Genomic DNA, 23,359 nt, shown 5'->3' with positions numbered 1-23,359 from the left:
TTTACTTCTCCAACTGACGTGAAAGCAGCGTGTGGAACTCCATCGAGAAGTCCTCAAGCTTACCCGCCATACGATTCAATTCGCCATTGAATTTGTTGAAGGCGATCACCGCAGGGATTGCCACAAAAAGACCGATACCCGTAGCGAGCAACGCCTCGGCAATACCGGGCGCCACGACAGCGAGCGATGTATTCTGTGCACCCGCAATCGCGCGGAAGCTGTTCATAATACCAATCACCGTACCAAGCAGACCAATGAATGGCGCGGAAGAACCTGCCGTGCCGAGGAAACCAAGCCCACGCTCCAAGCGCTCCAGCTCGCGGTTACGCACGACCACCATCTGCTGCAACATACGTTCTTTGAGGGTAATCGTCAGCTCGCTAGTGCTGCCGCCCGTGCCCGAACCGCGCACGAGGCGCTCATTATTTTTGCTGCGGAACCACTCATCCATCGCCGCCATAAACATCAGCGCCATTGGGTGCTTGGATTTGCGCTTTTTGATTTTGTCATAGAACTTATCAAGCGCATCCGCCGACCAGAATTCATTCTCAAAATTCTCGCTGCGGCCAAGAATCTGGCGATAGGTCATGAATTTATCGAACATGATTGCCCACGAACATACCGACATACCAATCAAGATCATCATGATGAGCATGACGAGCGGATCAGCAATCAAGAACAAATCAAGCAGCGAATGCTGAGTTCCTGGGACAGTACCCACCGTGCCCGCAACAGAGGCGGCATCAACTCCAGCGACGGGGGCAGCAACGTTCATGGTCATGTCTTACTCCTTTATCATCTCAAACGGTAAATGCTGTGCAAAGATAGTAACGATATGCTCGGGAACCGGCATGGAGCGGAAATTACTCAGCGACACACAGGCAATCTCAATCGTCATTTCGGCGAGCACCGTTTCATCCTTGCGGACAATTTGGCGCATACTCATACGGGCTTTGCGAATGCTCTGCAAGCGGGTTTCAACAACCAGTGCGTCATCAAGCCTGCCGGGGCGTTTAAAGGCGATTTCCGCCTTAGAAACGACGAATATAAATTGCTCTTTTTCCTTGAGCACGCCTTGCTCCAACCCCATATGGCGCAGGCACTCGGTGCGGGCACGCTCGGCGAAGTTCAGGAAATTCGAGTGATAGACCACCCCGCCTGCGTCCGTGTCCTCGTAATAGACGCGAAGTGGATAGAAGAAAGCTCCGTCATGAAAGTGAGCTTGGTGCATTATTCACCCACATCCAATAACCCAAGCTGGTCGGGCGTGCGGCTGGGGGCATTCAGGCCGAGATGCTTATAGGCTGTCAGTGTCAGCATGCGCCCACGCGGTGTGCGCTGAATAAAACCGAGCTGTAGTAAGAAAGGCTCCACCGTTTCCTCAATTGAATCACGCGCTTCGGAAAGCCCTGCTGCAATGGTCTCAACACCCACGGGCCCACCTTGGTAATGCTCGGCAATGAAGTTCAGATAGCGACGGTCAGAAGCATCCAAGCCCAACCCATCCACTTCCAGCTTCTTCAAAGATGCGTCCGCGAGTTTGGCATTTACTTCCTTCTCGCCATTGGCATGGGCAAAGTCGCGCACGCGTTTCAGCAACCGCACCGCGATACGCGGCGTACCACGTGCACGTTTGGCAATTTCTTCTGCACCATCGCCCGTGAGTTTCAGATTCAGTAATGCAGAGGCACGCTCGACCACTTTGCGTAGCTCGGCGACATCGTAAAAATTGAGTTTCAGTGGAATACCAAAACGGTCACGCAATGGCCCCGTGAGCAAACCCAAGCGCGTGGTTGCGCCCACGAGTGTAAACTTCGGCAATTCGATGCGCACCGTGCGCGCTGAGGGACCTTCGCCAATAATCACATCGAGCTTATAATCTTCCATCGCAGGGTAGAGAACTTCTTCGACGGCGGAATTGAGGCGATGAATCTCGTCGATGAACAACACATCATTCGCTTCTAAGTTGGTAAGGATGGCTGCCAAGTCACCTGCTTTTGTAAGTAGTGGGCCCGACGTTGCGCGAAAATTCACCCCCAACTCACGCGAGATAATTTGTGCCAGCGTGGTTTTACCCAAACCTGGAGGGCCATAGAGCAAAACATGGTCGAGTGCTTCATTGCGCGATTTTGCTGCAGCAATAAACACCTTCAAATTCTCGACCGCTTGCGGTTGACCCGTGAAATCAGAAATCATTTGCGGGCGTAGCGAGGACTCTACACCATCACCTTCGACCTGTTCGGCGGCGAGTACGGAAGATTGCTTCATGCGGCCAACTCCTTGAGCCCGTCACGGATAAGCTGGTCGAGCTTTGCTTCAGGCTTTTGCTGCAGCACGCGCGCTACGGCAGTAAATGCATCGGCGCGTTGATAGCCCAAATGCACCAATGCTGAGATCGCATCCTCACTCATACTCGATGCGGCAGATTTTTTGTTTGGCTTATCGGAAGTCACCACCATCGGCGTTGTACTGCCGACCATTTTTCCGACGGTTGATTTCAGCTCGACCACAATACGTTCCGCGAGTTTGGGGCCGACACCACTTACTTGCGTCAGCGCCTTTTTATCTTGGGCGGCGATGCAGTTGATGATTTGTTCCGGTGAGAAATGACCAAGAATCGCCATGCCCATTTTCACGCCCACACCTTGCACGGTGGTAAGAATTTTAAACCATTCACGCTCAATCGCTGAACCAAAACCATAAAGGTGAATATGGTCCTCGCGCACATGCGTTTCGATAATCAAGCTCACCATGCCGCCAATGTCGGGCAGCATTCGCATCGTGCGTGCCGAACAAAACGCAATATAGCCGACACCATTCACATCAATCAGAATGTGGTCGTCGAATACCGCATCGAGCTTGCCAGTCAATTTACCAATCATGCTGCGCTCCTATGCTGCGAATGATTGGCATGGCAAATCGCAATCGCCAGCGCATCACTCGCATCGTGTTTTTCTTTTTTCATGGCCTCTTTCGAGGCAGGCAATAAGATTCCCACCATCTGCGTAATTTGGTTTTTGTCGGCCGTGCCAGTGCCCACGATAGCCTTTTTCACTGAGCGCGCCGCATATTCACCCACCGTAAGATTCGCCTGCGCCAGTGTTAGCATCAGCGCGCCGCGCGCTTGGCCAAGTTTTAAGGTGGATTGACCATTTTGTGTGGCAAACGTTTCTTCCATCGCCGCTTCAGTTGGCGAGAATTCGGCAATCGCTTTCTTGAGGCCTTCCGAAAGAATCAGCACGCGCTCGGCCATGGTCTGCGAGGTGTCTTTTGCCGAAATCGTGCCACATGCTATGAACTGCAGTGCAGAACCTTTTACGTCAATAATGCCCCAGCCTGTGCTGTTTAATCCCGGATCGATACCGATGATTCTACGCACTGAGTTTCTCCAATGTGTCGGCAGTCATTTCAACATTCGTATAGACTTCCTGCACGTCGTCATCGTCTTCCAACGCTTCAACGAGTTCGAGCAAATTCTTCGCCGCCTCGCCAGAAGCTGGGGCGGTGATTTTTGCGCTCCATGCCAGCTTGGCAGATTTCGCGTCACCAAATTTTGTAGCCAATGTGTCGCGCACCGCACCAAATGATTCCATGGTGCAAGTGATGGTATGCACATCGCCCGATGTTTCGCAATTATCTGCGCCTGCTTCGATAGCGGCCTCTAGCATTGCATCTTCCAGAATCTGTGCGGCGGGGTATTCGATAATGCCAATATGTTCGAACATAAAGCCGACCGAGCCGCTATCACCCATCGCACTATCATGTTTGGTGAAAATATCGCGGATGTTAGAGGCGGTGCGATTGCGGTTGTCGGTCAATGCCTCAACAATAATCGCAACACCCGCAGGTCCGTAGCCTTCATAGCGCACGCTGTCATAGTTCTCGGTATTGTTGGCGCCTGAGCCTTTGGCAATTGCATTTTCGATTTTATCTTTCGGCATGTTCTCTTGCCGCGCCTTGATAACGGCCGCGCGCAAGCGGGGGTTTTTGTTGATATCGCCGCCAGCTTTTGCCGCCACCATAATTTCACGAATAATTTTGGTGAATAGCTTGCCGCGCTTTTTATCCTGCGCGCCCTTGCGCACCATGATGTTTTTAAACTGTGAATGACCAGCCATGCGCAATTACTACTAGAAACCATCGTTTTTGCAAGTAATCGCCTCACGTTATTCCCCTATCAAAAATTGTGCTTTATAGATACCCTATAGGGGTATACATAGGGGCTATGAAATATGTTCTTCCCATTACCCTAATCTTTTTAGCCGCCAATGCTGAGGCGCGCGTGGTTTCCTACCCTGGCGGTACGATGCCTATGTTCGAGGTCACCGAAGATTATGTGAGCGCATCGGTGGATTACTCGCCCAGCGCCTTCCATTCATTCGGGCTAACAACCCAGCATTTCACGGGCGACAATGCATGGCTTTATACGGCGGACGTGAATTGGCTGGCCTATCGCCATAATGCTCCAAGCTCCCAGACCAATTTCTATCTCATGGGTGGCGCAGGTATGGCAGAGAAGGGTGGCGAGACAGCACCTGCAGGTCGCATCGGCATGATTGCTGACTGGGAAGATAGGCGCTGGATGGTGGCGTACCAGAACCATTATATTGCGACGGATGATGCGGTGCTCGAAAGCCATTTTGAGCAGCGTGCCCGTGTTGGAATTGCACCGTACAAAGCTTCGTATGAAGAGTGGCAGCCTTGGATTATCCTGCAAGCCGACCACGAGCCAGAAGATGACACGCCGCTGGAAGTTGGCCCCGTGTTGCGCGCCTTCAGAGGGCCAATATTAGCGGAGCTCGGCATCACCAATCGCGGTAATATTTATGCTGCACTGAATTTACAATTTTAGGAGAGTGATATGAAACGTACCTTACTTACAACTGCAGCCCTCATAGTGGTAAGCCCTATGGCATGGGCTGGTGAAATTACCGTGAAGGTGAATGGTCTCGTCTGTGCGTTTTGTGTGCAGGGATTGGAGCATCAATTCAAGGAACATGACGCAGTCAGTGCGGTAAAAGTGGACTTAGACGCAGCGATCCTCACCGTCACGACCAAAGACGGTAACGATATCAGTGATGCAGAAGTAAAACGCATTATTAGCGATGCGGGGTTTGACGTAACAAAGATTGAACGCCAATGAGTAAAAAACACGAACATCCCTCACATGCGGCACAGCTCAAAAAACTGAACCGCGTTGCGGGGCAAATTGATGGGCTGAAAAAAATGATTGAGGAGCGCCGCTACTGCCCCGACATTCTCACGCAGTGCCGCGCCGCACGCGCTGCGATCAAAAGCATCGAAGCTGAAATTATGACGCGTCACTTGCAGCATTGTGTGCAGCATGCGCTTGAGAATGGCGATGCTAAGAACGTGGCAACTAAGTTAGAAGAAATCGAAAAAATCTTCGCAAAATATAGCGACTAGCGCGCGCTACCAAGATAACGCCAGAGTATGGCCGCGAGCCATGCCATACCTATCCACCAATTCGCCCAAATACTAAACGACGAAAGACCTGTTGCGAGATAGGCTATCATCATCGCCACGGCTGCTTCTTGACCAAGGCCAACGGGCAAACGCGCACATTGCTTGAGCACTAAACACAGCGCCGCAGTGAACAGTAGCAGCCCAATAGCCCCAAGCTCTAGCAGTACCTGCAGTGCCGAGTGATGCGGATGAAGAGGTGGCCCGTTAAATGTAATTTGGTTTGGTAGATCAGGGCTATAGGGAATGAGGTGTGTCGTGGAAATGCCCCAGCCAAGCTGCCAATGATCCCAACTATTCGCAATCAGTGAATTCCAAATCGGCATGCGCCCCGCCGAGAAACTGGCGAAGTGCTCACGCACGCTATCCAGTTCTGGCAAAGTAAGTAACGCGTAAGTAAGCGCCGGTAAGATCAGGAAACCAAGTGGCACTAACATGCTAAGCAGGCGCATGGTGACTTTGGGCATACCATGCATAAGAAGCCAAATCCCACAACCTGCGACTAATCCCAGCATGGCTGAGTTGCTATCGAGTGACAGCAAGGTAATTGTGGTTACGGCGAATAATTCCAGCGCTAATACGCGCATCTGCTTTTTAAGCAGGCCATAGATGAGCACTAAGCTAAGTAGTGTCATAGCGTTCGCAAAGCGGTTGAGATACTGCATGACGAGTTTGTAATGATCGCCACCAAGCCCATCTGTTACCCAAATCAGCACGGGAATACCTGCGACCGTTTCAAGCGCAATAAAACATTGCACCGCGATGCAGGAAAGTGCCATCCATTCCACAAGGCGCGCGGCGGCAGGCGCAGTGAAGCGATTCGCGCTGACCCACAAGATCGCACCGACCAGCATGATTAAAGCAATACGGAGCCAATCGCTCAGCGACTCGCTAGGTTCAATAGACCACACTACACTAAGTAGCGGCCAGACGAGGATGAGGGCGATGAGTATGTAGAGCGCGCGGGATTGTATGATACCACGCAGTATGGCGCCGCGCTTGGGATGCAGCAGAATCACAAACACCGCTACCACGCTCATCACGGTTGAAACGAGCTTCGTAGAAATCAGTAACAAAAGGGGTGCGGCGATGAGTAAGGCGGTCGGGATATGCGCAAACAAAGCCAGCATTACGCCACGGCTGCACTAAGCGCATCGACAATGCGCTGTTGCGTTGTTTCATTCAGATACGGATGCATCGGCAAACTAAATACGCGCTGTGCGCACGCCTCTGAATGCTTCAGGCTGCCAGAGATACGACAAATGTCTTTGTAAGCAGGCTGCAAATGCAATGGGGTAGGGTAGTGGATTGCTGTTGGAATGCCTGCCTCGGTTAGCTTGGCAATTACCGCCTCGCGGTTTGCGACCTGCACGGTATATTGCCCCCACACGCATGTTCTGTCGCCTGCAACCTCAATCAACTGCGCGGCTTTACCATGTAGCAATTGTGCATAGCGGTTACCTGCGGCAATACGCTGCTCAATTTCCCAATCAAACTGCTCCAGCTTGGCGAGTACAATCGCGCATTGCAACGTATCCATACGCCCACCAACGCCGATGCGTGTGTGGTAGTAACGCTTTTCGGAACCATGCACGCGAATCTCGCGCATCGCTTTGGCAAGCGCCGCGTCGTTAGTAAAAATCGCGCCACCATCGCCATAGCAGCCAAGCGGTTTGCTGGGGAAAAAGCTGGTGCAGCCAATCTTCGAAAGGTTGCAGCTTTTGCGGCCTTTGTAGCTTGCGCCAAAACTCTGCGCAGCGTCTTCAATCACCGGAATATCGGCAGCAATCGCGTTAATCTCGTCCATATCCGCCACTTGGCCGTAGAGCGAAACAGGAATAATCGCCTTCGTTTTAGGCGTAATCGCGGCCTTCAGCAATGCTGCGTCCATGTTGCAGGTCTTGGGGTTTACATCCACAAACACAGGCGTTGCGCCAACCAGCGCGATCACTTCTGCTGTTGAAACGAACGTGAAAGGTGAGGTGATAACCTCATCACCCGCTTTCACACCAAGCGCCATGAGCGCAATCAGCAGCGCCTCTGTGCCCGAGGAAACGGTGATGCAATGCTGCGAACCCGTATAAGCCTCAAGCTGGCTTTCCAGCTCGCGCACCTCAGGCCCCATGATGAACTGGCCGTGGTCGAGCACGGCTTGCATACGCGCATCAACGCGCGACTTCAGCGACTTATATTGCGCTTTGAGGTCAATGAATTCGATTTTCTCGCTCATAATGGCTTGCACGTGTTGAAGCTGATTTCATAAGCGCTGCCACAGCTACAGGTAACGTTTCCCGTACCTTCAAGCTTCACGCCGCACTTGCACATCCACCCCGTACGACGAGCGGGAACGCCAACCATCAGTGCGTAAGGCAGAACGTCTTTATTGATCACCGCGCCAGCACCGACAAAGGCATATTCGCCGAGCGTGACGCCGCAAACAATCGTTGCGTTCGCACCAACCGTGACGCCTTTTTTAAGCAACGTTGGGCGGTATTCATTTTTACGCGATACAGAAGAGCGCGGATTATAGACGTTGGTGAATACCATGTGCGGGCCGCAGAACACATCGTCTTCTAAGCGCACCGCGTCGTAAATCGACACGCCATTTTGAACCTTCACATTATTGCCAATCACCACATCATTACCCACAAACACGTTCTGGCCGAACGAGCAGCTCTCGCCGATTTTTGCGCCACCACACACATGCACCCAATGCCAGATGCGCGTGTTAACGCCAATCGTCGCACCATCGTCGATAATCGCGGTAGGGTGAATGTTCGCCTGAGGGTGAACGGCCATATTAATAGTCCAATGGTAGGGCGATGCGCTTGCCGTCGCGCGCAGCTAGGTAAGCGGCAATCAATACTTCGAGTGATTTGAGACCCTCACGACCATCGGTCTCGGCTTCGGCTTTACCGCGCAGCGTATCAATCACGTTCTGATAATAAAGCGGGTGGCCATGGCCATAAACGGAGGTGGTTTCGTAATTTGCGGTTTTAATTTTTTCATCTTCGGGCAGTTTCTCGGCGAAGTCCCAATGCTGGATTTCATTCACCGCCACACCGCCAACACGCACCGTACCTTTTTCACCAATAATGGTGATGCTGCCCTCGAGATTCTTAGGATAGGTGAGCATGGTGACGTTCATGGAGCCCAGCGCACCTGAACGCCATTTGACGTTCAGCACCGCAGTGTCTTCGACTTCGATATTACGTGCGAGTGTCGCGGTATAGGCTTGGATGCTTTCGATTGGCCCAATCAACCAGTCGAGCAAATCGACATAGTGGCTGGCTTGGTTCATCAGCGCGCCGCCGTCAAATTCCCATGTGCCGCGCCATGCGGAGCTATCGTAATATTCCTGTGGGCGTGTCCAGAACACGTTCACATTCACCATATAAATACGGCCAAATCGGTCAGCTTCCACCGCTTGCTTGAGCAATTGCAGCGTCGCGTTACGACGATTTTGTTTCACCACGAACAGGCGCACATTCGCCTCGTCGCAAGCGCGCACCATGCGCAACCCGTCATGCCAGCGTGTGGCCATTGGTTTTTCGGTCATCACATGGCGACCTGCGCGTGCAATCTCCACCGCTTGTTCTGGGTGCAGGCCGCTTGGCGTTGTCAGCACAATCACATCCGCCTTCGTGGTTTTCAGCATGTCGGTAAGGTTGCTATGCGCTTTAGCGCCAGTCTCTTTAGCAGCCGTCTCACGCGCTGCTGCGTCGACGTCGCACACATCGACCAATTCAAGGTCTTTGTTGTGATGCGCAATCGCCGCGAAATGGTTTTTTGCGATGCGCCCGCAGCCCACGAGTGCGATGCGAACTTTGCGGTCAGTGATGGGTGCAGGAAAATTGCGCATGACGTTATGACTTCACGATATGAGGTTTAGGTTCGTTATAGCGCCCACGCGTATCGACAATGAGCTTAGCGTGCTTCTCGATGAACGCGTAATCAAACGCGTCATGATCGGTGGTGAGTAGCACGCAATCATAGGCGCCTAGATTCTTCTCGTTCAGTTCAACGCTTTTCAAATTAAACGAGTGTTCGCGCATTTTTGGGAAGCTTGGAATATGTGGGTCACTATAAGCAACCTCAGCACCCAGATCGCGCAACTTCTCCATCAGAATGACCGAGGGTGACTCGCGCATGTCGTCGACATTCTTTTTATAAGCAATACCGAGTACCAGCACGTTACTGCCGCGCACCGATTTTTTCTGTTCATTTAAGCCGTGCACGAGTTTCGACACCACATAATCAGGCATCGACGAATTCACATCCCCCGCCAGCTCAATGAAGCGCGTATGCACGCCATATTCGCGGGCTTTCCACGTGAGATAAAATGGGTCGATCGGAATGCAGTGACCACCAAGGCCAGGGCCAGGATAATAGGGTACAAACCCGAACGGCTTGGTCGCGGCTGCACGAATCACTTCGTGAATGTCGATACCCATTTTGTCGGCAACGATTTTCATTTCATTCACGAGGCCGATATTCACGGCGCGGTGAATATTCTCGAGCAATTTGCAAAGCTCTGCAGCGCGGGTCGAGCTCATCGGCACGACTTTATCAATCACTTGTCCATAAAGCGCCAAGCCAACTTCCAGACAGTCTGGTGTGTGGCCGCCGCACACTTTCGGAATCGAACGCGTGCTGAATTTTGGATTGCCTGGGTCCTCACGCTCTGGCGAGAAGACGAGGAAAATATCTTTACCAACCTTAAGACCTGTGGATTCAACGCGTGGCAGCAATTCTTCGTCCGTCGTGCCGGGGTAGGTGGTGCTTTCGAGCGAGAAAATCTGCCCAGCGCGCAAATGCGGCACCAGCGAGTCCGTGGTGTTAATCACATAGCTCATATCTGGTTCGCGATATTTAGTAAGTGGCGTAGGAACACACAGAATGAGTGCATCCACTTCCTTGGCGCGGCTAAAATCGGCGGTGGCGGATGAGCCGTTCTTCACAGCAGCGCCAATTGCCTCGCCCTTAATGTGCTGAATGTAGCTTTTGCCAGCATTAATCGCGTCAACTTTGCTCTGGTCGATGTCAAAACCCAGCACTTTATATCCCACTTCCGCGTAACGGATAAGCAGGGGCAGGCCAACATAGCCTAGGCCGACGATACCAATCGTGGCGGATTTGTCTTGGAACTTCTTGATTAAACTGTTTTTCATAGTTACTTCTCGCGTCAAAGCGGAGTAGGGTGAAGACCCTGTTTTGTCAAGAAATAAGGAAGCTTAGAGTGGCTCAGACAATCTGCCAGCGCTGTGTGATGGACACCACCGACCCGAACATCGTGTTCTTCGGGGCGGAGGGTTGTAACCACTGCATCGCCGCCAGTGCTAGGCTGGCCAAGGATGTCCCGCCTGATGCTGAGGCCGACGCGAGGCTTAAAGAATGCGTCGAATGGGTGAAACAGCGCGGCAAAGGCAAGCGTTACGACGTTTTACTAGGCATTTCTGGTGGAGCGGACTCGTCCGTACTGGCGGTGGAGGCCATAAAGCTGGGGTTACGCCCGCTTGCCGTGCATGTGGATAATGGGTGGAATTCCGACCTCGCCGTGAGCAACATTGCCGAACTGCTTAAGCGCTTGAATATTGATCTCGTTACCAATGTTTTGCAGTGGGACGAAATTCGCGACATGCAGCGCGCCTATCTAAAAGCGGGCGTGGTGGATATTGAGTGCGTCGCCGACCATGCGATTATTGCGACATTATATAAGACAGCCGCCAAACACGGTGTGCCTACGATTCTGGCGGGTACGAATGTGCGTACTGAATCTATCCTCCCCACCGCATGGGTGCATGATAAGCGCGACGGTAAAAGCGTGCGGGCGATTCATAAACGCTTTGGCACGGTAAAGCTGAAGCACTACCCATTCCTTTCGCCGCTTGAGCTGCTCACAGCGATTTTTATTCGCAAGGTGCGGTTTGTGCCGCTACTTAATTATCTGAAATACGACAAAGACGCTGCCATTGCGAAACTCGAGGCTGAGTATGGGTATCGCCGCTATGCGCGCAAGCATGGTGAGTCGCGCTTTACGCGCTTTTTCCAAGAATATATTTTACCCACGCGCTGGGGCTTCGACAAACGCAAGGCACATCTTTCGAGCCTCATCGTGAGTGGAGCGATGACGCGTGATGAGGCGCTCGAAGCGCTTAAAAAGCCGCTCTATGAGCCACAGGAACTGGAATCCGACATCGAGTATATCTGCAAGAAACTGGGTTTTACCCGTGCTGAATTCGATGCATTGATGGCGCAGCCCAAAGCGCGACACCGTGATTTTGCGAATAACGCTTGGATGTTCGATATGAACAATCCTATAACGCTCATGATCAGACGTTTCGCGCGTGGTGGTACCTAATATGAAGATACTCGATAGTTTTATTTCGCAATTCAGTTTGCTGCTGCGCTCGGTGAAAGTTGAAGCGCGGGCGCAACATGCAGGCACCGTGCTCGGTATGTTCTGGATTATCCTTGGTCCATTTTTGCTGCTCTCGCTTTATGCAGTCATTTATTCGGTCATCTTCGATATTCGCGTGCCGCATTTCTCGCGCGCTGAATACGTTCTCAACGTATTTTCTGGCCTCGTGCTGTTCCTTGCGTTCTCGCAAGCCATGGCGACTTCCACCAATGCGCTGCAAAAAGAAGCCAAGCTGGTGTTCAGCAATTTCCCTGCTGAATTCATTCCCACCAAAGCGGTAATGGTCTCCTACATTGTGCTACTACCTGCGACATTATTCGTCGTGATTGGCGACATCGCATTCTCCAAGCCAAGCTGGCACTTGCTGCTCTTGCCTGTCGTGGCAATCGTACAGCTTATGTTTTCTATCGGGCTTGGCTGCTTGCTTTCGCTGCTCGGCCTCGTGATGCGCGACGTGAGCTTCATCATCCAATATCTGGTGATTGCAATGTTGGTCGTAACCCCTATCGCCTATACGCCAGACATGGTGCCTAACTCGATTAAGCCGCTACTTTATCTCAACCCGCTTTATTATTTCGTTTCGGCGAATCAGCATCTGATTCTCATGAATACCTTGCCGCCGCTCATTGAAATCGTGCTGGGTACGGGGCTTTCGGTTGCTATGCTGCTGATTGGTGTGGCGCTCTTCAAGCGTGCTCGCATGGCGATGTTGGATTTGCTCTAATGACTACCGCCATCGCAATTGAGGGGGTGAGCAAGCATTACCCTGTATTCAGCCATCCGTGGCAAGCGGTGAAATATCTGTTCGGCGTTATTAAAAATGGCACCACGCGCATCCCCAAAGGTACGCATAGTGTTGCCGCGCTGAGCAATGTAAATTTGACGATTGCGCGCGGTGAGCGTATTGGTGTGATTGGTCGAAATGGTGCGGGCAAATCCACGCTACTTAAACTCATCGCGGGCGATTTTACCCCAACCGAAGGCCGCTTCACCATTGATGGCAATGTCTATTGCCTGCTGCCGGGTTCGGTAAGTTTTTCCTTCGAACAAACGGTCGAAGAAAACGCACGCCAGCACTTGAGTTATCTGGAATTGAGTGACGCCGATATGGTCAAAAAACTCTGGGAAATTGAAGATTTCGTTGAGCTTGGCGACTATTTTCACCAGCCAGTCAAAAACCTCTCGCTCGGTATGCGCATTCGCGCCGAATTCGCAGTCGCCACGTCACAAACCGCCGATATCGTTGTTATCGACGAAGTGCTCGGCGCAGGCGATATTTACTGGTCGGAGAAAATCGCCCGCCGCATGGAACAGCTTTGCGCAGATGGCACCACATTGCTGCTGGTGTCGCATTCGCTCGACCAGATTAACCGCTACTGTGAGCGCGCCGTGTGGATTGAGCGCGGCAAAGTCGTGATGGACGGGCCAACGCTGGAAGTCACCAAACGCTATGAAGGGTTTCTCGAGCGCCTAAGCTGGCAGACCGACGATGTAGATGATAAAAGCGTTACTATCGAGAATGTCGCAGCCAATATGGGCGACGAAGTGCTGGAAGATAGCGGGCAGCAGGTCATTCGTTGGCCAGGGCGTGGCGATGTGTTGATGACTGGCGTGTGGCTCAACGGGCAGGGCACGAATGCGCTTGAACTCAGTGAAAGCGACGCGCTTAGTTTCCGCATTGCGCTTCGTGCGCAAAAGCCCGGCAATTACAGCCTGCGCTACCTGTTAACGTTTTGGGACGCATACGGCAAACGCACCGGCGTGATGGAGAACTACGACGACAACGTGCAGTTTGGTGATGCTTTGACCCACGAAGTCACCGTAACCCGCGCCCATATTGGGCTTGCGGCGGGGGATTATTTCGTCACCATCAGCCTGAAAGACGCGCAGGCCTGCTTGGCGACGACGCTGGAAAGCCAGATCCGCCTTGATGTGCTCTACAGGTCGTTCAAAATTACAGTAAAACCCTCGACATTTCATAGACATGAGGGGTTTCAGCCGATATATAGGCTCCGAATTTCGTAAGGACCTATGATGTTTACCGAATACGCTAAAAAGCAGATTCTGCTAAAACCGCATTATCGTCAGCGTTGCGCGGCGGTAGGCGCGTTATTAAACCGTGCGGGTTACGCACTGAATATTGCCTCACGCAATCTGGTGCGTTTTATGAACCACCATGTCACGCACGAAGCGTCGGACTGGTTTGTGCATGACTTGCCCAAACTTCACGCCAAAGTGCGGGATATTCTGGCACGTCAGCGTGTCGACTACGGTAAATATTATTACTTCTATGGCTACCCTTACCAAGCACTCGCTATTTTGGGCATTTACGGCGAACGCTCCACCGAAGAGCGTTTTGATGCCTATGAACTGGGCAAGCTCGTCACCGCCAATGACCGCGTGTTCGACCTTGGCACGAATTGCGGCTTTGTTGCGCTCTATACATCATTCCGCACGGGCTGCTACGCTGAGGGCATCGACATCAACCCATACATGATCGAAATCGGCAATGAATGCGCGAACTATCTGCGCATCAGTGATCGCGTAAAACTCCACGCCACCAAGATTCAGGATTTCAAACTCGAGAAGCCCTACAGCATCGTATTCTCCTTCGCGACGCATTGGACAGACGACGAAAACTACCGCGTACCCCTGCGCGAACATTTCGAACGCTGCGCTGGCTATCTAGAGCAGGGTGGCCGCTTGTTGTTTGAAACGCACTCGGCCGATGTCGGCAATGCAGAGTTCTATGCAGCGATTGAAACTTTTGGTGATCTCTTCACCCTTGAATCCAAACGCGATACCGATCGCGGTACCCGCCACCTTTATCTCTTCAGGAAGAACTAGACATGACGACCAGAAATTGCCCAAGCTGCGGTTCAAACGAATTTCTCACGCTCGATACCTACAAGCGCCATTGGCACACCTGCCTGAAATGCGGCACGGCGATTAGCGAACAAAAATCATGCTACTCTCTTGGCTTCCTGCCCTACGCAGATTTGAAAAAGAGCAACACGCTCAATGACGAAAAAATGTATGATTACTTCATCGACAACACCCATATCAATTGGGCAGCGGGCGAGGGTCAGGAATTCATTCGTGATTACTTGAAGCCATCGGGCTTGGATGTTTCGGGCAAAACCCTCATCGATATTTCGGGCGGCAATGGCCACTTCATCAAGCAGGTTGAAAAACTCGGTGCGAAAATTACGCTTACCGAATTCAACAAGAAAACTGTTGAATATGCGGCGAAAGAACACGGCTTCGAGAATGTGTTTGAATATGATTTGAACACACATGATTTGGCGAGCCTCGCTAAGCGTAAATACGATATCGTATTCGCACGCGCTTGCATTATGTTCGCGAAGGACTTGAACAAGTTCGCGAACGATATGAAAAACACGCTCAATGCGGGCGGCCATATCCTCATCAATCATTCGGTGGTGCCAACCCTTGGTGTTATGCTGCGCACGCAACTTGATGAGTTCAGTTATTTCATTCTCCGCCAGCCAGAAACGATTATTGATGCGTTTACCAAAGCGGGCTTCACGCTCACCTATCGTGCCGATGAAACCGACAATAGCCTCTATGTCTATGACCACGATTTGCTGTGGCATTGGGGTCTTGTGTACCGCATGTATGAAAAGCGTGCCGTGAAGAAAATGGGTCGTAACCGACCATTCGCGCTGCCTGCGCGTGACCGCCGCCGCTCAACACTTGTCTTTAGGCTGGCTGCGTAATGTGGTTTAGGCGCGCACAGCGTCAGCTCGTATTTTTAAGCTCTTCACCCGTCGATGAAGTCTGGACGCGCTCTACCGCGCTCGCCTGCCACAAAGCGGGATTATCGGTAGAAGTCGCCATCGTTGGCGATTGCAGCAAGGGTGTGGGTGCTGAGGCGCTCGCGCTTTACAAAAAAGCGGGCATTAAAGCGCAGAGTACCAGCTTCGCTGCTGCCGCCAAAGTCCCTACAGAAATTGCCGTGACCGCATCCAGCGGTCTGGAGCGCAACATATTTCCCACGCGTGCAAAATACTTCGTGCATATGCCGCATTCGATTGTCAGCCTGCATATGATTTATCCAGACGATGCGTTTGATGGGTACGATGTGCTGCTCGCCGCAGGCGCGCACCATGTAGCGGAGTGGAACGCCATCAACAAAACGCCAAAGCCTGCCCATGCTGTTGGCTATGGTAAGCTCGACGTGCTGCATGAAAAAATGCTGCAGCAACCGCGCAGCAAACATTCTAAACCGCATGTGCTGATTGCACCAAGCTGGGGGCAGGATAATCTGCTCGACCGTTGCGGCGTTGCACTTGCCGAGGCATGTGTAGCGGAAGGTTATGCAGTCACCGTGCGCCCGCACCCACTTTTCTTCCTTGATAAAGCGCCCGTGCTTGATGCGCTTCGCGCCGTAAACGGTATTACCATTGAATCACCCTTTGAGGGCGACGCGGCAATTTTTACGGCCGATATTCTGGTTGGTGATTATTCGGGCATTGGTTTTGAATTCGCAGCATTGCGCAGCAAACCTGTCGTGTCCGTCGATGTGGGATTGAAAATCGTTAACCCCAATTGGCAATCAACCGGTATTACGCCGCTTGAGATTGCCCACCGCCAGAAACTCGGGCCCGTCGTCGCCCCCGAGCTTGCGCAGATTATCAGTGCGATTAAACAATCCCTCGCATCACCCACGAAGCCTGTGACGGATTATCTTTTCGCCGCACAAGGTGAGTGCGCCGCGAAATCGGTCGCTGTCTTGCAATCTTTGTTGCGAGGTGCCGTATGACCCGCGCCATCATCCTCGCCGCAGGTTTCGGCAGCCGCTTAATGCCACTCACCGCATCATCCCCCAAGGGCATGGTGCCGCTTTGCGGTGTGCCGCTGCTCATGCGCCAAATCTCGGTACTGCGTGCCTCAGGCATTCACGATATCACGATTGTCGGCGGCTATCATGAAGAGGCGCTCTACGGCCTCGGCTACCCCGTGGTGCGCAACGCCGAATATGCCACCACCAACATGGTTGAATCGCTCATGCGCGCCCGCCATGTGCTTGATGGCGCGGCGGATGTACTCATGTGCTACGGCGATATTGTGTATGAACCTCGCGTACTCGAAACCGTTCTGAGCACGCAAGCCGACATTGCCATCACCGCCGATTTGGGGTGGGAGAAGCTCTGGTCAGCGCGTATGGAAAATTACGCAAGCGATGTTGAAACCTTCAAAATGCATAACGGGCGTATCATCGAACTCGGCAAAAAACCAAAAGATTTAAAAGAGGTCGAAGCGCAATATATCGGGCTGGTGAAATTCTCGGCGGCGGCGCAATCGCGCGTCCTTGCGCATTATGATGCGCTTGATCGTAACGCGACCTACGACACCAAGAACTTCGACAACATGTATATGACGAGCTTCCTGCAAGGCATGATTGATGCGGGGTTCGACGTACGCCCCGCACTGATTAAAAATGGTTGGCTGGAAGTGGATACGCTCGACGACCATACGCGTTACGAAGCGTTGCAGCGTGAGGGTAAGCTCGCCGAGATTTGCACATTACCAGCACCAGTGACACTGAACGAATTATTGAAGCGCCCAGTACTGTTCGACGCGAGCAATCTCGATATGCTCTCGCGCAAGCTAGAGATTGTCGGCACGCTGCATAAAACGTATAAGGGCACGAAGCCTGCGGGGGATGTTGCAACGCCCGAAGAAGCAGCCATGCTACTCGCACAATTGCTGAAGGCCTTCGACGAAACAAAAGATTATCGTTACCTCAACACCGTCATCAAGGCCTTGAGTGGCACGCTCAAAAATCCACGCCCCGCATGGCAGGCGGAGCTTGAACAACTCGTGGCAGAGAGGTTGTCATGAGAAGCATCAATCTCACCGTGATTGCCGATAGAAGCTGCAGCACCTCGCGCACCTACCTCGAGTATCTACGTGCCGCAGGGCTGAAGCCCAAGCACCTATGGCTCGTGGATTTTGGCGCATGTTCGCTGCTCGCCCGCCTGAAGCCCATGAAGCGCACGATGCCCGCACCGTTCCTGTCGGAGAATGCAGCCTATCGCGAGCTATGCATGAACATCCAGCGCGAGGCGGGTGTTACGCCCACCGACTATTTTGCACAGTGGGAGCCGCAAGATTATGCCGAGGAAATCACCTATTTCCGCGCGCGTGATTTTGACGATGTCTCGCTGCAAGCGCGCATGAAGAAGCATACCGACACGGCGTTTTTATATACCAACGGTGGCATTTTGCCTGCTGCGATTTTGAATGCACCAGATGTGCGCGTATTGCATATTCACCCTGGTATCGTGCCGGATGTGCGCGGGTCAGATTGTTTGCTGTGGTCGGTCAAACTGCGCAACAAAATTGGTGTAAGTTGTTTTTACATGAGCGCAGGTATCGACGAAGGCGATTTAATTGCCCAACATGAATGGGACATTCCCAAACTACCATCGCTCGCCGCTATGCTCAATCCGCGTGAGGAGGACATGGGCTACCGCGCTTTGTTATACGCGCTCGATCCGCATTACCGTGCGCAACTACTTATCAAAGCGATTGGCGACGCAACGGATTTGCGCAATCTAGCATCGCGCCCGCAACCTAAAGCATCGCGCTCTGCCTATTTGTGGCTGCACCCCAGATTACGCCTGAAATTTATGCGTGAGGCGTTTTTATGAGCGCGCATGTCATTATCCTTGGTGCCGGCGCACCGCCCGACGACAACCAACCCTTCGGCTTGCAGCGCGTCACTCTCGACCGCCGCGTGCTCGACTGGCAGCTCGATGCATTCGCGCAGCTTAGTGCTGATATTCATTTCGTCGGTGGTTACGACATGGAATTGGTACAGCAGCATTTCCCCAAGCTCACCTATCACCATAACACACAATGGCGCGAAACAGGTGCGGTTGCCTCGCTTGCTATGGCACTTAAAGAAATCACGCCAAAAGGTGACGTGTATATTGCTTATTCCGACATTCTCATCCGCCCAGCATTGGTCGAGGCATTGGCTGCTACCGAGGCGCAATGTGTCGTTACTTATGATGCGCTGGGCGTGCAGCAATCACGCCCACCCGAAATGATTGGCGATAAGGAATTCGTAGGCTTGGTACGCGTGCCATTGGCGCGTTTGGAGGAGTTTAAGCGTGCTGCTATTGAAATAGCAGCATCATCACCGCGCGCACATCTTTCGAAACTATTCGCGCATTTAGAGCACCAATTACTCAACGCGCATGACCAATGGGCGCATGTGGAATATGGGCGTTCGGTCGCCAAATTCGTGATGGGTAGTAAGGCAACGACACTTGAGCGTTTGCAATCACGCCTCACGCACTCGAACATTTTGCCGTTATTCTATTTCACGCGCAGGCATTTTCACCATGCGCCAGATGAAGTGATTGGCGCAATCCTCCAACAATTTGTGGGCACGGCGCATCTCGTTGTGCGCTCCAGCGCAACGGACGAAGACGGTTTCACCAAAGCCAATGCAGGTCGTTATCACTCGGAATTAAATGTCGCTCCTAATGTCGATGCACTTCGCAAAGCGATTGAGAAGGTATTTGCTTCGTATTCGGGCAATGATGCGGCGGACGAAGTATTGGTGCAGCCTCAACTTTCGGATGTCGCGGCAAGCGGCGTGGTATTCACCCGCACGCTGGAAAATGGCGCGCCCTATTGCGTTATCAATTACGCACTCGGTGGCGACACCACGGCGATTACAGCAGGTGCGCAGACAAAACACGTAAAGAAATATGTAGCACGCTCAGCGCCTGAATCGGTGATTGCAGCGCTGCCCTCGCGCATCCAAAACATACTCCGCGCCGTGCGCGAGATTGAGCAATGTGTGTGCCATGACGCGCTGGATATTGAATTCGCACTGGATAGCCGCGATGCCGTCACCACCTTGCAAGTGCGCCCACTGATGATTGACGATACGCATCAAGATCGCGGGGTGGATGCACAGGTAACCGAGTCGCTGCAAGAACTGCACAAACACCTGCAAACCTATGACACGCCGCCAAAAGGGCAGGCGGGCACACACACTGCGTGGAGCGTGATGGCCGATTGGAACCCCGCCGAAATCGTCGGTGTGACGCCTGCGCCACTGGCACTTGACTTATATCGTCATATCATTACGGACGGGATATGGGCGCAGCAGCGCCACGAAGTCGGCTACCGCGATCTGCGCAACACGCCGCTCATCCAAAACTTCGCAGGTCATGCATTTGTCGATGTGCGCGCCAGCCTGAACTCCTTTATTCCCGCATCACTGGCGACAGAGCAGGCGGATCTGCTGGCAAATGCGGCGTTAGAGCAGTTGAACACGCATCGCGAATGGCACGATAAGGTGGAGTTTGAATTACTGCCAACCTGTCTCGATTTCGATTTTGCAAAATGGCAGTCGCGCTATCCAACAATCGATGCAACCCCATGGCGTGATGGTTTGCGTAGTGTCACACGCAACATCGTCACCCGCACGGCGAGTGACGTGACTGTCTCCGAAACGCTCGAAGCGCAATGCGCAGCCTTAGAAGTGCCAACCGATTCCTTAGGTGATTGGCTGAAGCAAACACTGGCGCATACTGCTAAAGGCGCACTGACCTTTGCGCATCTGGCGCGTGCGGGGTTTGTGGCTGCATCCTTGCTACGTTCTGCCGTGGCAAAAAATATACTCAGTGCCGATCGTTCCGCTGCACTCATGGAATCGATTGAAGGTGTGGGGCATATGTTCACCAACGCTGCAGCTGACGTGCGCGAAGGCCGCATGACACGTGCGGATTTCATTGCGCGATTTGGCCATTTGCGCCCTGGCACCTATGATATCGCAACGCCAGCCTATCGCGCGGCGGCGGAGCGTTACCTCGACCCTGTGATTGCCAAAGCAAAAACGACCCACCCGCAAAAATTCACGTGGACAAAAGACGAAGCCGCCGCGCTCAATGAAGCTCTCAAAACACTGGATATTGGTTTGGATGCGGAATCCATGCTGGCATTTATTGCCAAGGCCGTTGCAGGCCGCGAATACGCTAAGTTCGTATTCACACGGCTGCTTTCTGCCGCGCTCGATGCGCTTGAGGCGCAGGGCAAAGCACTTGGCATTCCAGCAAAGCGTTTACCCGCTATGCCGCTTGCCTTGTGGCTGGAGAATGCGACGGCTGAGCGTATCGTCAAAGAAACGCAGTCGCGCTACCGCGCCCATCGTTTAGCGGGGGCGATGATGTTGCCATCCGTCATGATGGCGGCGGATGAAATCTATGCCTTCGAAATGCCACCGAGCGACCCGAGCTTCATTACCACCCGTAAAGCACGCGCCGCCTTATGCCTGTTGAAGTTGGGCGAAGCGGCTACGCGTGAGGCAGTTGAAGGAAAAATCGTCGCCATCACCAATGCCGACCCCGGATTTGACTATTTGTTTTCGCTCGGCATTTGTGGTCTTATCACCGCCTATGGCGGGCCGAATTCGCACATGGCCATTCGCGCCTGCGAATACGGCATTCCCGCCGTGATAGGCATCGGCGAGGAAGCGTTTGGTCAATTGCGAAGCGGCGTGATGATGGAAATTGATGGCGCACAGCGCCGATGGGGAATGGAAGGAATCTAATGCGTGTCGTGATTACACAGCGCGTGGATAGTGTGGAGGGTCGCAGCGAAAAGCGCGACGCGCTCGATCAGGCATGGGCTACGACATTGCCAAAACTGCTTGGCCGTGACGTGACGATGCTGCCGCTTGCCAACATCCCCGAGAAAGCAACTGCGGCGCTGGAAGCCATGAAGCCTGAATTGCTGGTGCTAAGTGGTGGTAATGATATTGGCGCAGCGCCCGAGCGCGATGCAACCGAAGCCGCCGTGCTGAATTACGCCAAGCAACATAAGCTGCCTGTATTGGCTGTTTGCCGTGGTATGCAATTTATGCAGCACCATTTGGGTGGTGCGCTGGTGAAACTGGAAGGGCATGTCGCAACCGAACATGCCGTGCGTGCTCTTGATGGTTCTGAACTTACTGTGAATAGCTATCACCATTTTGGTATTACAACATTAGCGGCGGGGCTGAATGCGCTTTATATGCACGGCGATGGTTCTATCGAAGCCGCAAAGCACGCCGAATTACCGTGGCTTGCCATTATGTGGCACCCAGAGCGCGCCATGCCGCCTGAGGCAAATCTGTGGCTCGCCGAAACGTTGAAGGGGTGGTTATGACCGCACCCGCTATCATCACGCTGGCGAACGTCAACAAGACCTACCATCTCTATGGTAGTCCGCTGCGGCAAATGCTTGGCTATCTCGGTTTGGGCACTAAAAACGTGCCTACCAAACACGCGCTGTCGAATATCAACATCACCATTCGCAAGGGCGAGCGTGTTGGTATCGTTGGCCATAATGGTTCTGGCAAAACGACCTTGCTGCGCACCATCACCGGCTATACGCGCCCTAGCAGTGGTAGTGTCGAGGTGGTGGGTTCCACACAGGCGCTCATGCAGCGCGGCTATGGATTTAACGACCATCTGAGTGGGCTTGAGAATATTCGTAACGCCATGGTCTATAATGGCCTGCCCAAACACGCGCTTGATTTAGCCGAGGCGGATATTGTTGATTTCGTTGAGCTTGGTGAATTTCTCTATCACCCTGTAAAAACCTACTCGCTGGGGATGCGTGCGCGGTTGGAATTTGCCGCCGCAACAGCCATTCACCCGAGTGTGCTGGTGATTGACGAAGTGCTTGGCGCAGGCGATGGATATTTCGTGCGCAAATGCGCCGCGCGGATGCGTAACCTAATGGATAATACAACCTTATTGCTCGTCTCGCACTCGCTCGACCAAATCAAAGAATATTGTGAGCGTGTGATTTGGTTGGATGCAGGTATCGTTCGCGAAGACGGGCCGACGGATGCGGTGCTGGCACATTACCGCAGCTATATGAATACGCGCACCTCTGAGCTGCAGAATGAAGCACAGATTGCTACACAAACCACGCTCACACCGCAAGCATCGCTGCGCCAGAAACTGCTGCGCTCATTAGGTGTTACGCAGCAGATAGGCGTTATCAATCATTTTGCTTTCCAAGACCATGAAGGCAAAGCACTCGTTACCGAAACGGGTAAGCCACTCGGCTTCGCTCTTGATGTTACGGTGCCGCCTTCAGGGCAGCTTCAGCCACTGGTTTTGGGCGTTACTGAGCATGGCGGCTTCGCATTTGAGCTTGAGCTGGGCGCGCCACGCGGTGAAGGCAATCATAGCGTTACAGCAGCAAGCGCGAAAAGCGAAATCGGGGTAGGGGATTATGTGCTGTTCCCCGCATTGCGCGACATGGGTGGTACCATCGTAGCGTTAGGTGAAGTGCCACTCACACTCAGCATGGCTGTCGCCAATTGGAGCGACCCGCCACTCGTACATTTCGATGCAGACTGGCAAGCAGGCGGCCAGAAGCTAACCTCTAAAATATCGGCATGGGTATAAG

Annotated in this window: 25 protein-coding genes; 14 read left to right on the top strand and 11 right to left on the bottom strand. The window is 52.9% G+C overall.

Going from position 1 to position 23,359, the window contains the following annotated elements; genetic code table 11:
• Position 1 precedes the first annotated feature (1 nt).
• From tolQ to J0M34_05980, 6 genes are read right to left on the bottom strand one after another with little or no spacing between them, the layout of a single operon-like run.
• Positions 2-775 carry a protein TolQ gene (tolQ, locus tag J0M34_06005; protein MBN8543802.1) on the bottom strand — a complete coding sequence of 258 codons (774 nt, stop codon included), beginning with the start codon at positions 773-775 and terminating at the stop codon, positions 2-4.
• A 9-nt stretch (positions 776-784) separates the two neighbouring features.
• The gene (gene ybgC, locus J0M34_06000; protein MBN8543801.1) at positions 785-1,231 is read right to left on the bottom strand and encodes a tol-pal system-associated acyl-CoA thioesterase; all 447 of its coding nucleotides are present in this window, start codon (positions 1,229-1,231) and stop codon (positions 785-787) included.
• Positions 1,231-2,268: a Holliday junction branch migration DNA helicase RuvB gene (gene ruvB / locus J0M34_05995; protein MBN8543800.1), complete on the bottom strand. Its 1,038-nt coding sequence runs from the start codon at positions 2,266-2,268 to the stop codon at positions 1,231-1,233. Before ruvB ends, ybgC begins: the two co-directional genes overlap by 1 nt.
• Positions 2,265-2,882 carry a Holliday junction branch migration protein RuvA gene (gene ruvA / locus J0M34_05990; protein ID MBN8543799.1) on the bottom strand — a complete coding sequence of 206 codons (618 nt, stop codon included), beginning with the start codon at positions 2,880-2,882 and terminating at the stop codon, positions 2,265-2,267. The genes ruvB and ruvA overlap by 4 nt, the downstream gene beginning before the upstream one ends.
• Positions 2,879-3,379 carry a crossover junction endodeoxyribonuclease RuvC gene (gene ruvC / locus J0M34_05985; GenBank protein MBN8543798.1) on the bottom strand — a complete coding sequence of 167 codons (501 nt, stop codon included), beginning with the start codon at positions 3,377-3,379 and terminating at the stop codon, positions 2,879-2,881. Before ruvC ends, ruvA begins: the two co-directional genes overlap by 4 nt.
• On the bottom strand, positions 3,372-4,118 hold the full coding sequence (locus J0M34_05980; GenBank protein MBN8543797.1) for a YebC/PmpR family DNA-binding transcriptional regulator: 747 nt from the start codon (positions 4,116-4,118) through the stop codon (positions 3,372-3,374). The genes ruvC and J0M34_05980 overlap by 8 nt, the downstream gene beginning before the upstream one ends.
• A 107-nt stretch (positions 4,119-4,225) precedes the next feature.
• Between J0M34_05980 and J0M34_05975 the strand changes: the two genes are divergently transcribed.
• From J0M34_05975 to J0M34_05965, 3 genes are read left to right on the top strand one after another with little or no spacing between them, the layout of a single operon-like run.
• Positions 4,226-4,852, top strand: a complete 627-nt coding sequence (locus J0M34_05975) for a hypothetical protein (GenBank protein MBN8543796.1) — start codon at positions 4,226-4,228, stop codon at positions 4,850-4,852.
• A gap of 9 nt (positions 4,853-4,861) precedes the next feature.
• Positions 4,862-5,143: a heavy-metal-associated domain-containing protein gene (locus J0M34_05970; protein MBN8543795.1), complete on the top strand. Its 282-nt coding sequence runs from the start codon at positions 4,862-4,864 to the stop codon at positions 5,141-5,143.
• Positions 5,140-5,427: a metal-sensitive transcriptional regulator gene (locus tag J0M34_05965; protein MBN8543794.1), complete on the top strand. Its 288-nt coding sequence runs from the start codon at positions 5,140-5,142 to the stop codon at positions 5,425-5,427. Before J0M34_05970 ends, J0M34_05965 begins: the two co-directional genes overlap by 4 nt.
• On the opposite strand, the gene J0M34_05960 is transcribed toward J0M34_05965, so the two are convergent.
• The 5 genes from J0M34_05960 to J0M34_05940 are packed head-to-tail and all read right to left on the bottom strand — an operon-like array spanning position 5,424 to position 10,655.
• Positions 5,424-6,614: an O-antigen ligase family protein gene (locus J0M34_05960; GenBank protein MBN8543793.1), complete on the bottom strand. Its 1,191-nt coding sequence runs from the start codon at positions 6,612-6,614 to the stop codon at positions 5,424-5,426. The two genes, J0M34_05965 and J0M34_05960, sit on opposite strands and share 4 nt — an antisense overlap.
• Positions 6,614-7,702: a DegT/DnrJ/EryC1/StrS family aminotransferase gene (locus tag J0M34_05955; protein ID MBN8543792.1), complete on the bottom strand. Its 1,089-nt coding sequence runs from the start codon at positions 7,700-7,702 to the stop codon at positions 6,614-6,616. The genes J0M34_05960 and J0M34_05955 overlap by 1 nt, the downstream gene beginning before the upstream one ends.
• An 8-nt stretch (positions 7,703-7,710) precedes the next feature.
• The gene (locus J0M34_05950) at positions 7,711-8,283 is read right to left on the bottom strand and encodes an N-acetyltransferase (protein ID MBN8543791.1); all 573 of its coding nucleotides are present in this window, start codon (positions 8,281-8,283) and stop codon (positions 7,711-7,713) included.
• 1 nt (position 8,284) lies between these two features.
• Entirely contained in the window at positions 8,285-9,346 is a 1,062-nt protein-coding gene (locus J0M34_05945; GenBank protein MBN8543790.1) for a Gfo/Idh/MocA family oxidoreductase, read from the bottom strand.
• Between the two features lie 4 nt (positions 9,347-9,350).
• The gene (locus J0M34_05940; protein ID MBN8543789.1) at positions 9,351-10,655 is read right to left on the bottom strand and encodes a nucleotide sugar dehydrogenase; all 1,305 of its coding nucleotides are present in this window, start codon (positions 10,653-10,655) and stop codon (positions 9,351-9,353) included.
• A 98-nt stretch (positions 10,656-10,753) separates the two neighbouring features.
• On the opposite strand from J0M34_05940, the gene J0M34_05935 reads away from it, so the two are divergent.
• From J0M34_05935 to J0M34_05885, 11 genes are read left to right on the top strand one after another with little or no spacing between them, the layout of a single operon-like run.
• On the top strand, positions 10,754-11,845 hold the full coding sequence (locus tag J0M34_05935; GenBank protein MBN8543788.1) for an N-acetyl sugar amidotransferase: 1,092 nt from the start codon (positions 10,754-10,756) through the stop codon (positions 11,843-11,845).
• 1 nt (position 11,846) lies between these two features.
• Positions 11,847-12,629, top strand: coding sequence for an ABC transporter permease (locus tag J0M34_05930; protein ID MBN8543787.1), 783 nt, complete (start codon positions 11,847-11,849; stop codon positions 12,627-12,629).
• Positions 12,629-13,930 carry an ABC transporter ATP-binding protein gene (locus J0M34_05925; GenBank protein ID MBN8543786.1) on the top strand — a complete coding sequence of 434 codons (1,302 nt, stop codon included), beginning with the start codon at positions 12,629-12,631 and terminating at the stop codon, positions 13,928-13,930. The genes J0M34_05930 and J0M34_05925 overlap by 1 nt, the downstream gene beginning before the upstream one ends.
• Positions 13,931-13,936: 6 nt before the next feature.
• Positions 13,937-14,752 (top strand): class I SAM-dependent methyltransferase, encoded by an 816-nt coding sequence (locus tag J0M34_05920; protein ID MBN8543785.1) that lies wholly within the window; start codon positions 13,937-13,939, stop codon positions 14,750-14,752.
• Positions 14,753-14,754: 2 nt separating this feature from the next.
• Entirely contained in the window at positions 14,755-15,645 is an 891-nt protein-coding gene (locus J0M34_05915; protein ID MBN8543784.1) for a methyltransferase domain-containing protein, read from the top strand.
• Positions 15,645-16,691 carry a CDP-glycerol glycerophosphotransferase family protein gene (locus J0M34_05910; protein ID MBN8543783.1) on the top strand — a complete coding sequence of 349 codons (1,047 nt, stop codon included), beginning with the start codon at positions 15,645-15,647 and terminating at the stop codon, positions 16,689-16,691. Before J0M34_05915 ends, J0M34_05910 begins: the two co-directional genes overlap by 1 nt.
• Entirely contained in the window at positions 16,688-17,773 is a 1,086-nt protein-coding gene (locus J0M34_05905; GenBank protein ID MBN8543782.1) for a phosphocholine cytidylyltransferase family protein, read from the top strand. Before J0M34_05910 ends, J0M34_05905 begins: the two co-directional genes overlap by 4 nt.
• Positions 17,770-18,585, top strand: a complete 816-nt coding sequence (locus tag J0M34_05900; GenBank protein ID MBN8543781.1) for a hypothetical protein — start codon at positions 17,770-17,772, stop codon at positions 18,583-18,585. The genes J0M34_05905 and J0M34_05900 overlap by 4 nt, the downstream gene beginning before the upstream one ends.
• The gene (locus J0M34_05895; protein MBN8543780.1) at positions 18,582-21,506 is read left to right on the top strand and encodes a hypothetical protein; all 2,925 of its coding nucleotides are present in this window, start codon (positions 18,582-18,584) and stop codon (positions 21,504-21,506) included. Before J0M34_05900 ends, J0M34_05895 begins: the two co-directional genes overlap by 4 nt.
• Positions 21,506-22,102 carry a gamma-glutamyl-gamma-aminobutyrate hydrolase family protein gene (locus tag J0M34_05890; GenBank protein MBN8543779.1) on the top strand — a complete coding sequence of 199 codons (597 nt, stop codon included), beginning with the start codon at positions 21,506-21,508 and terminating at the stop codon, positions 22,100-22,102. The genes J0M34_05895 and J0M34_05890 overlap by 1 nt, the downstream gene beginning before the upstream one ends.
• Complete coding sequence (locus J0M34_05885; protein ID MBN8543778.1) at positions 22,099-23,358, top strand: ABC transporter ATP-binding protein; 1,260 nt, start codon at positions 22,099-22,101, stop codon at positions 23,356-23,358. Before J0M34_05890 ends, J0M34_05885 begins: the two co-directional genes overlap by 4 nt.
• Position 23,359 lies beyond the last annotated feature (1 nt).

It is taken from the genome of Alphaproteobacteria bacterium, from assembly GCA_017302575.1.
Lineage (GTDB): Bacteria > Pseudomonadota > Alphaproteobacteria > Rickettsiales > UBA3002 > JAFLDD01.
This window is presented reverse-complemented; position numbering and strand designations above follow the sequence as displayed.

What these genes read in the sequence shown, in the direction of transcription:
- J0M34_05910 (MBN8543783.1), top strand. Translation starts at nt 15,645, where the DNA reads ATGTGGTTTAGGCGCGCACAGCGTCAGCTCGTATTTTTAAGCTCTTCA.
- tolQ (MBN8543802.1), bottom strand. Translation starts at nt 775, where the DNA reads ATGAACGTTGCTGCCCCCGTCGCTGGAGTTGATGCCGCCTCTGTTGCG.
- J0M34_05905 (MBN8543782.1), top strand. Translation starts at nt 16,688, where the DNA reads ATGACCCGCGCCATCATCCTCGCCGCAGGTTTCGGCAGCCGCTTAATG.
- ruvA (MBN8543799.1), bottom strand. Translation starts at nt 2,882, where the DNA reads ATGATTGGTAAATTGACTGGCAAGCTCGATGCGGTATTCGACGACCAC.
- ybgC (MBN8543801.1), bottom strand. Translation starts at nt 1,231, where the DNA reads ATGCACCAAGCTCACTTTCATGACGGAGCTTTCTTCTATCCACTTCGC.
- J0M34_05945 (MBN8543790.1), bottom strand. Translation starts at nt 9,346, where the DNA reads ATGCGCAATTTTCCTGCACCCATCACTGACCGCAAAGTTCGCATCGCA.
- J0M34_05900 (MBN8543781.1), top strand. Translation starts at nt 17,770, where the DNA reads ATGAGAAGCATCAATCTCACCGTGATTGCCGATAGAAGCTGCAGCACC.
- J0M34_05980 (MBN8543797.1), bottom strand. Translation starts at nt 4,118, where the DNA reads ATGGCTGGTCATTCACAGTTTAAAAACATCATGGTGCGCAAGGGCGCG.
- J0M34_05930 (MBN8543787.1), top strand. Translation starts at nt 11,847, where the DNA reads ATGAAGATACTCGATAGTTTTATTTCGCAATTCAGTTTGCTGCTGCGC.
- J0M34_05950 (MBN8543791.1), bottom strand. Translation starts at nt 8,283, where the DNA reads ATGGCCGTTCACCCTCAGGCGAACATTCACCCTACCGCGATTATCGAC.
- J0M34_05890 (MBN8543779.1), top strand. Translation starts at nt 21,506, where the DNA reads ATGCGTGTCGTGATTACACAGCGCGTGGATAGTGTGGAGGGTCGCAGC.
- J0M34_05920 (MBN8543785.1), top strand. Translation starts at nt 13,937, where the DNA reads ATGATGTTTACCGAATACGCTAAAAAGCAGATTCTGCTAAAACCGCAT.
- J0M34_05970 (MBN8543795.1), top strand. Translation starts at nt 4,862, where the DNA reads ATGAAACGTACCTTACTTACAACTGCAGCCCTCATAGTGGTAAGCCCT.
- ruvB (MBN8543800.1), bottom strand. Translation starts at nt 2,268, where the DNA reads ATGAAGCAATCTTCCGTACTCGCCGCCGAACAGGTCGAAGGTGATGGT.
- J0M34_05885 (MBN8543778.1), top strand. Translation starts at nt 22,099, where the DNA reads ATGACCGCACCCGCTATCATCACGCTGGCGAACGTCAACAAGACCTAC.
- J0M34_05915 (MBN8543784.1), top strand. Translation starts at nt 14,755, where the DNA reads ATGACGACCAGAAATTGCCCAAGCTGCGGTTCAAACGAATTTCTCACG.
- J0M34_05935 (MBN8543788.1), top strand. Translation starts at nt 10,754, where the DNA reads ATGGACACCACCGACCCGAACATCGTGTTCTTCGGGGCGGAGGGTTGT.
- J0M34_05960 (MBN8543793.1), bottom strand. Translation starts at nt 6,614, where the DNA reads ATGCTGGCTTTGTTTGCGCATATCCCGACCGCCTTACTCATCGCCGCA.
- J0M34_05895 (MBN8543780.1), top strand. Translation starts at nt 18,582, where the DNA reads ATGAGCGCGCATGTCATTATCCTTGGTGCCGGCGCACCGCCCGACGAC.
- J0M34_05925 (MBN8543786.1), top strand. Translation starts at nt 12,629, where the DNA reads ATGACTACCGCCATCGCAATTGAGGGGGTGAGCAAGCATTACCCTGTA.
- J0M34_05940 (MBN8543789.1), bottom strand. Translation starts at nt 10,655, where the DNA reads ATGAAAAACAGTTTAATCAAGAAGTTCCAAGACAAATCCGCCACGATT.
- J0M34_05975 (MBN8543796.1), top strand. Translation starts at nt 4,226, where the DNA reads ATGAAATATGTTCTTCCCATTACCCTAATCTTTTTAGCCGCCAATGCT.
- J0M34_05965 (MBN8543794.1), top strand. Translation starts at nt 5,140, where the DNA reads ATGAGTAAAAAACACGAACATCCCTCACATGCGGCACAGCTCAAAAAA.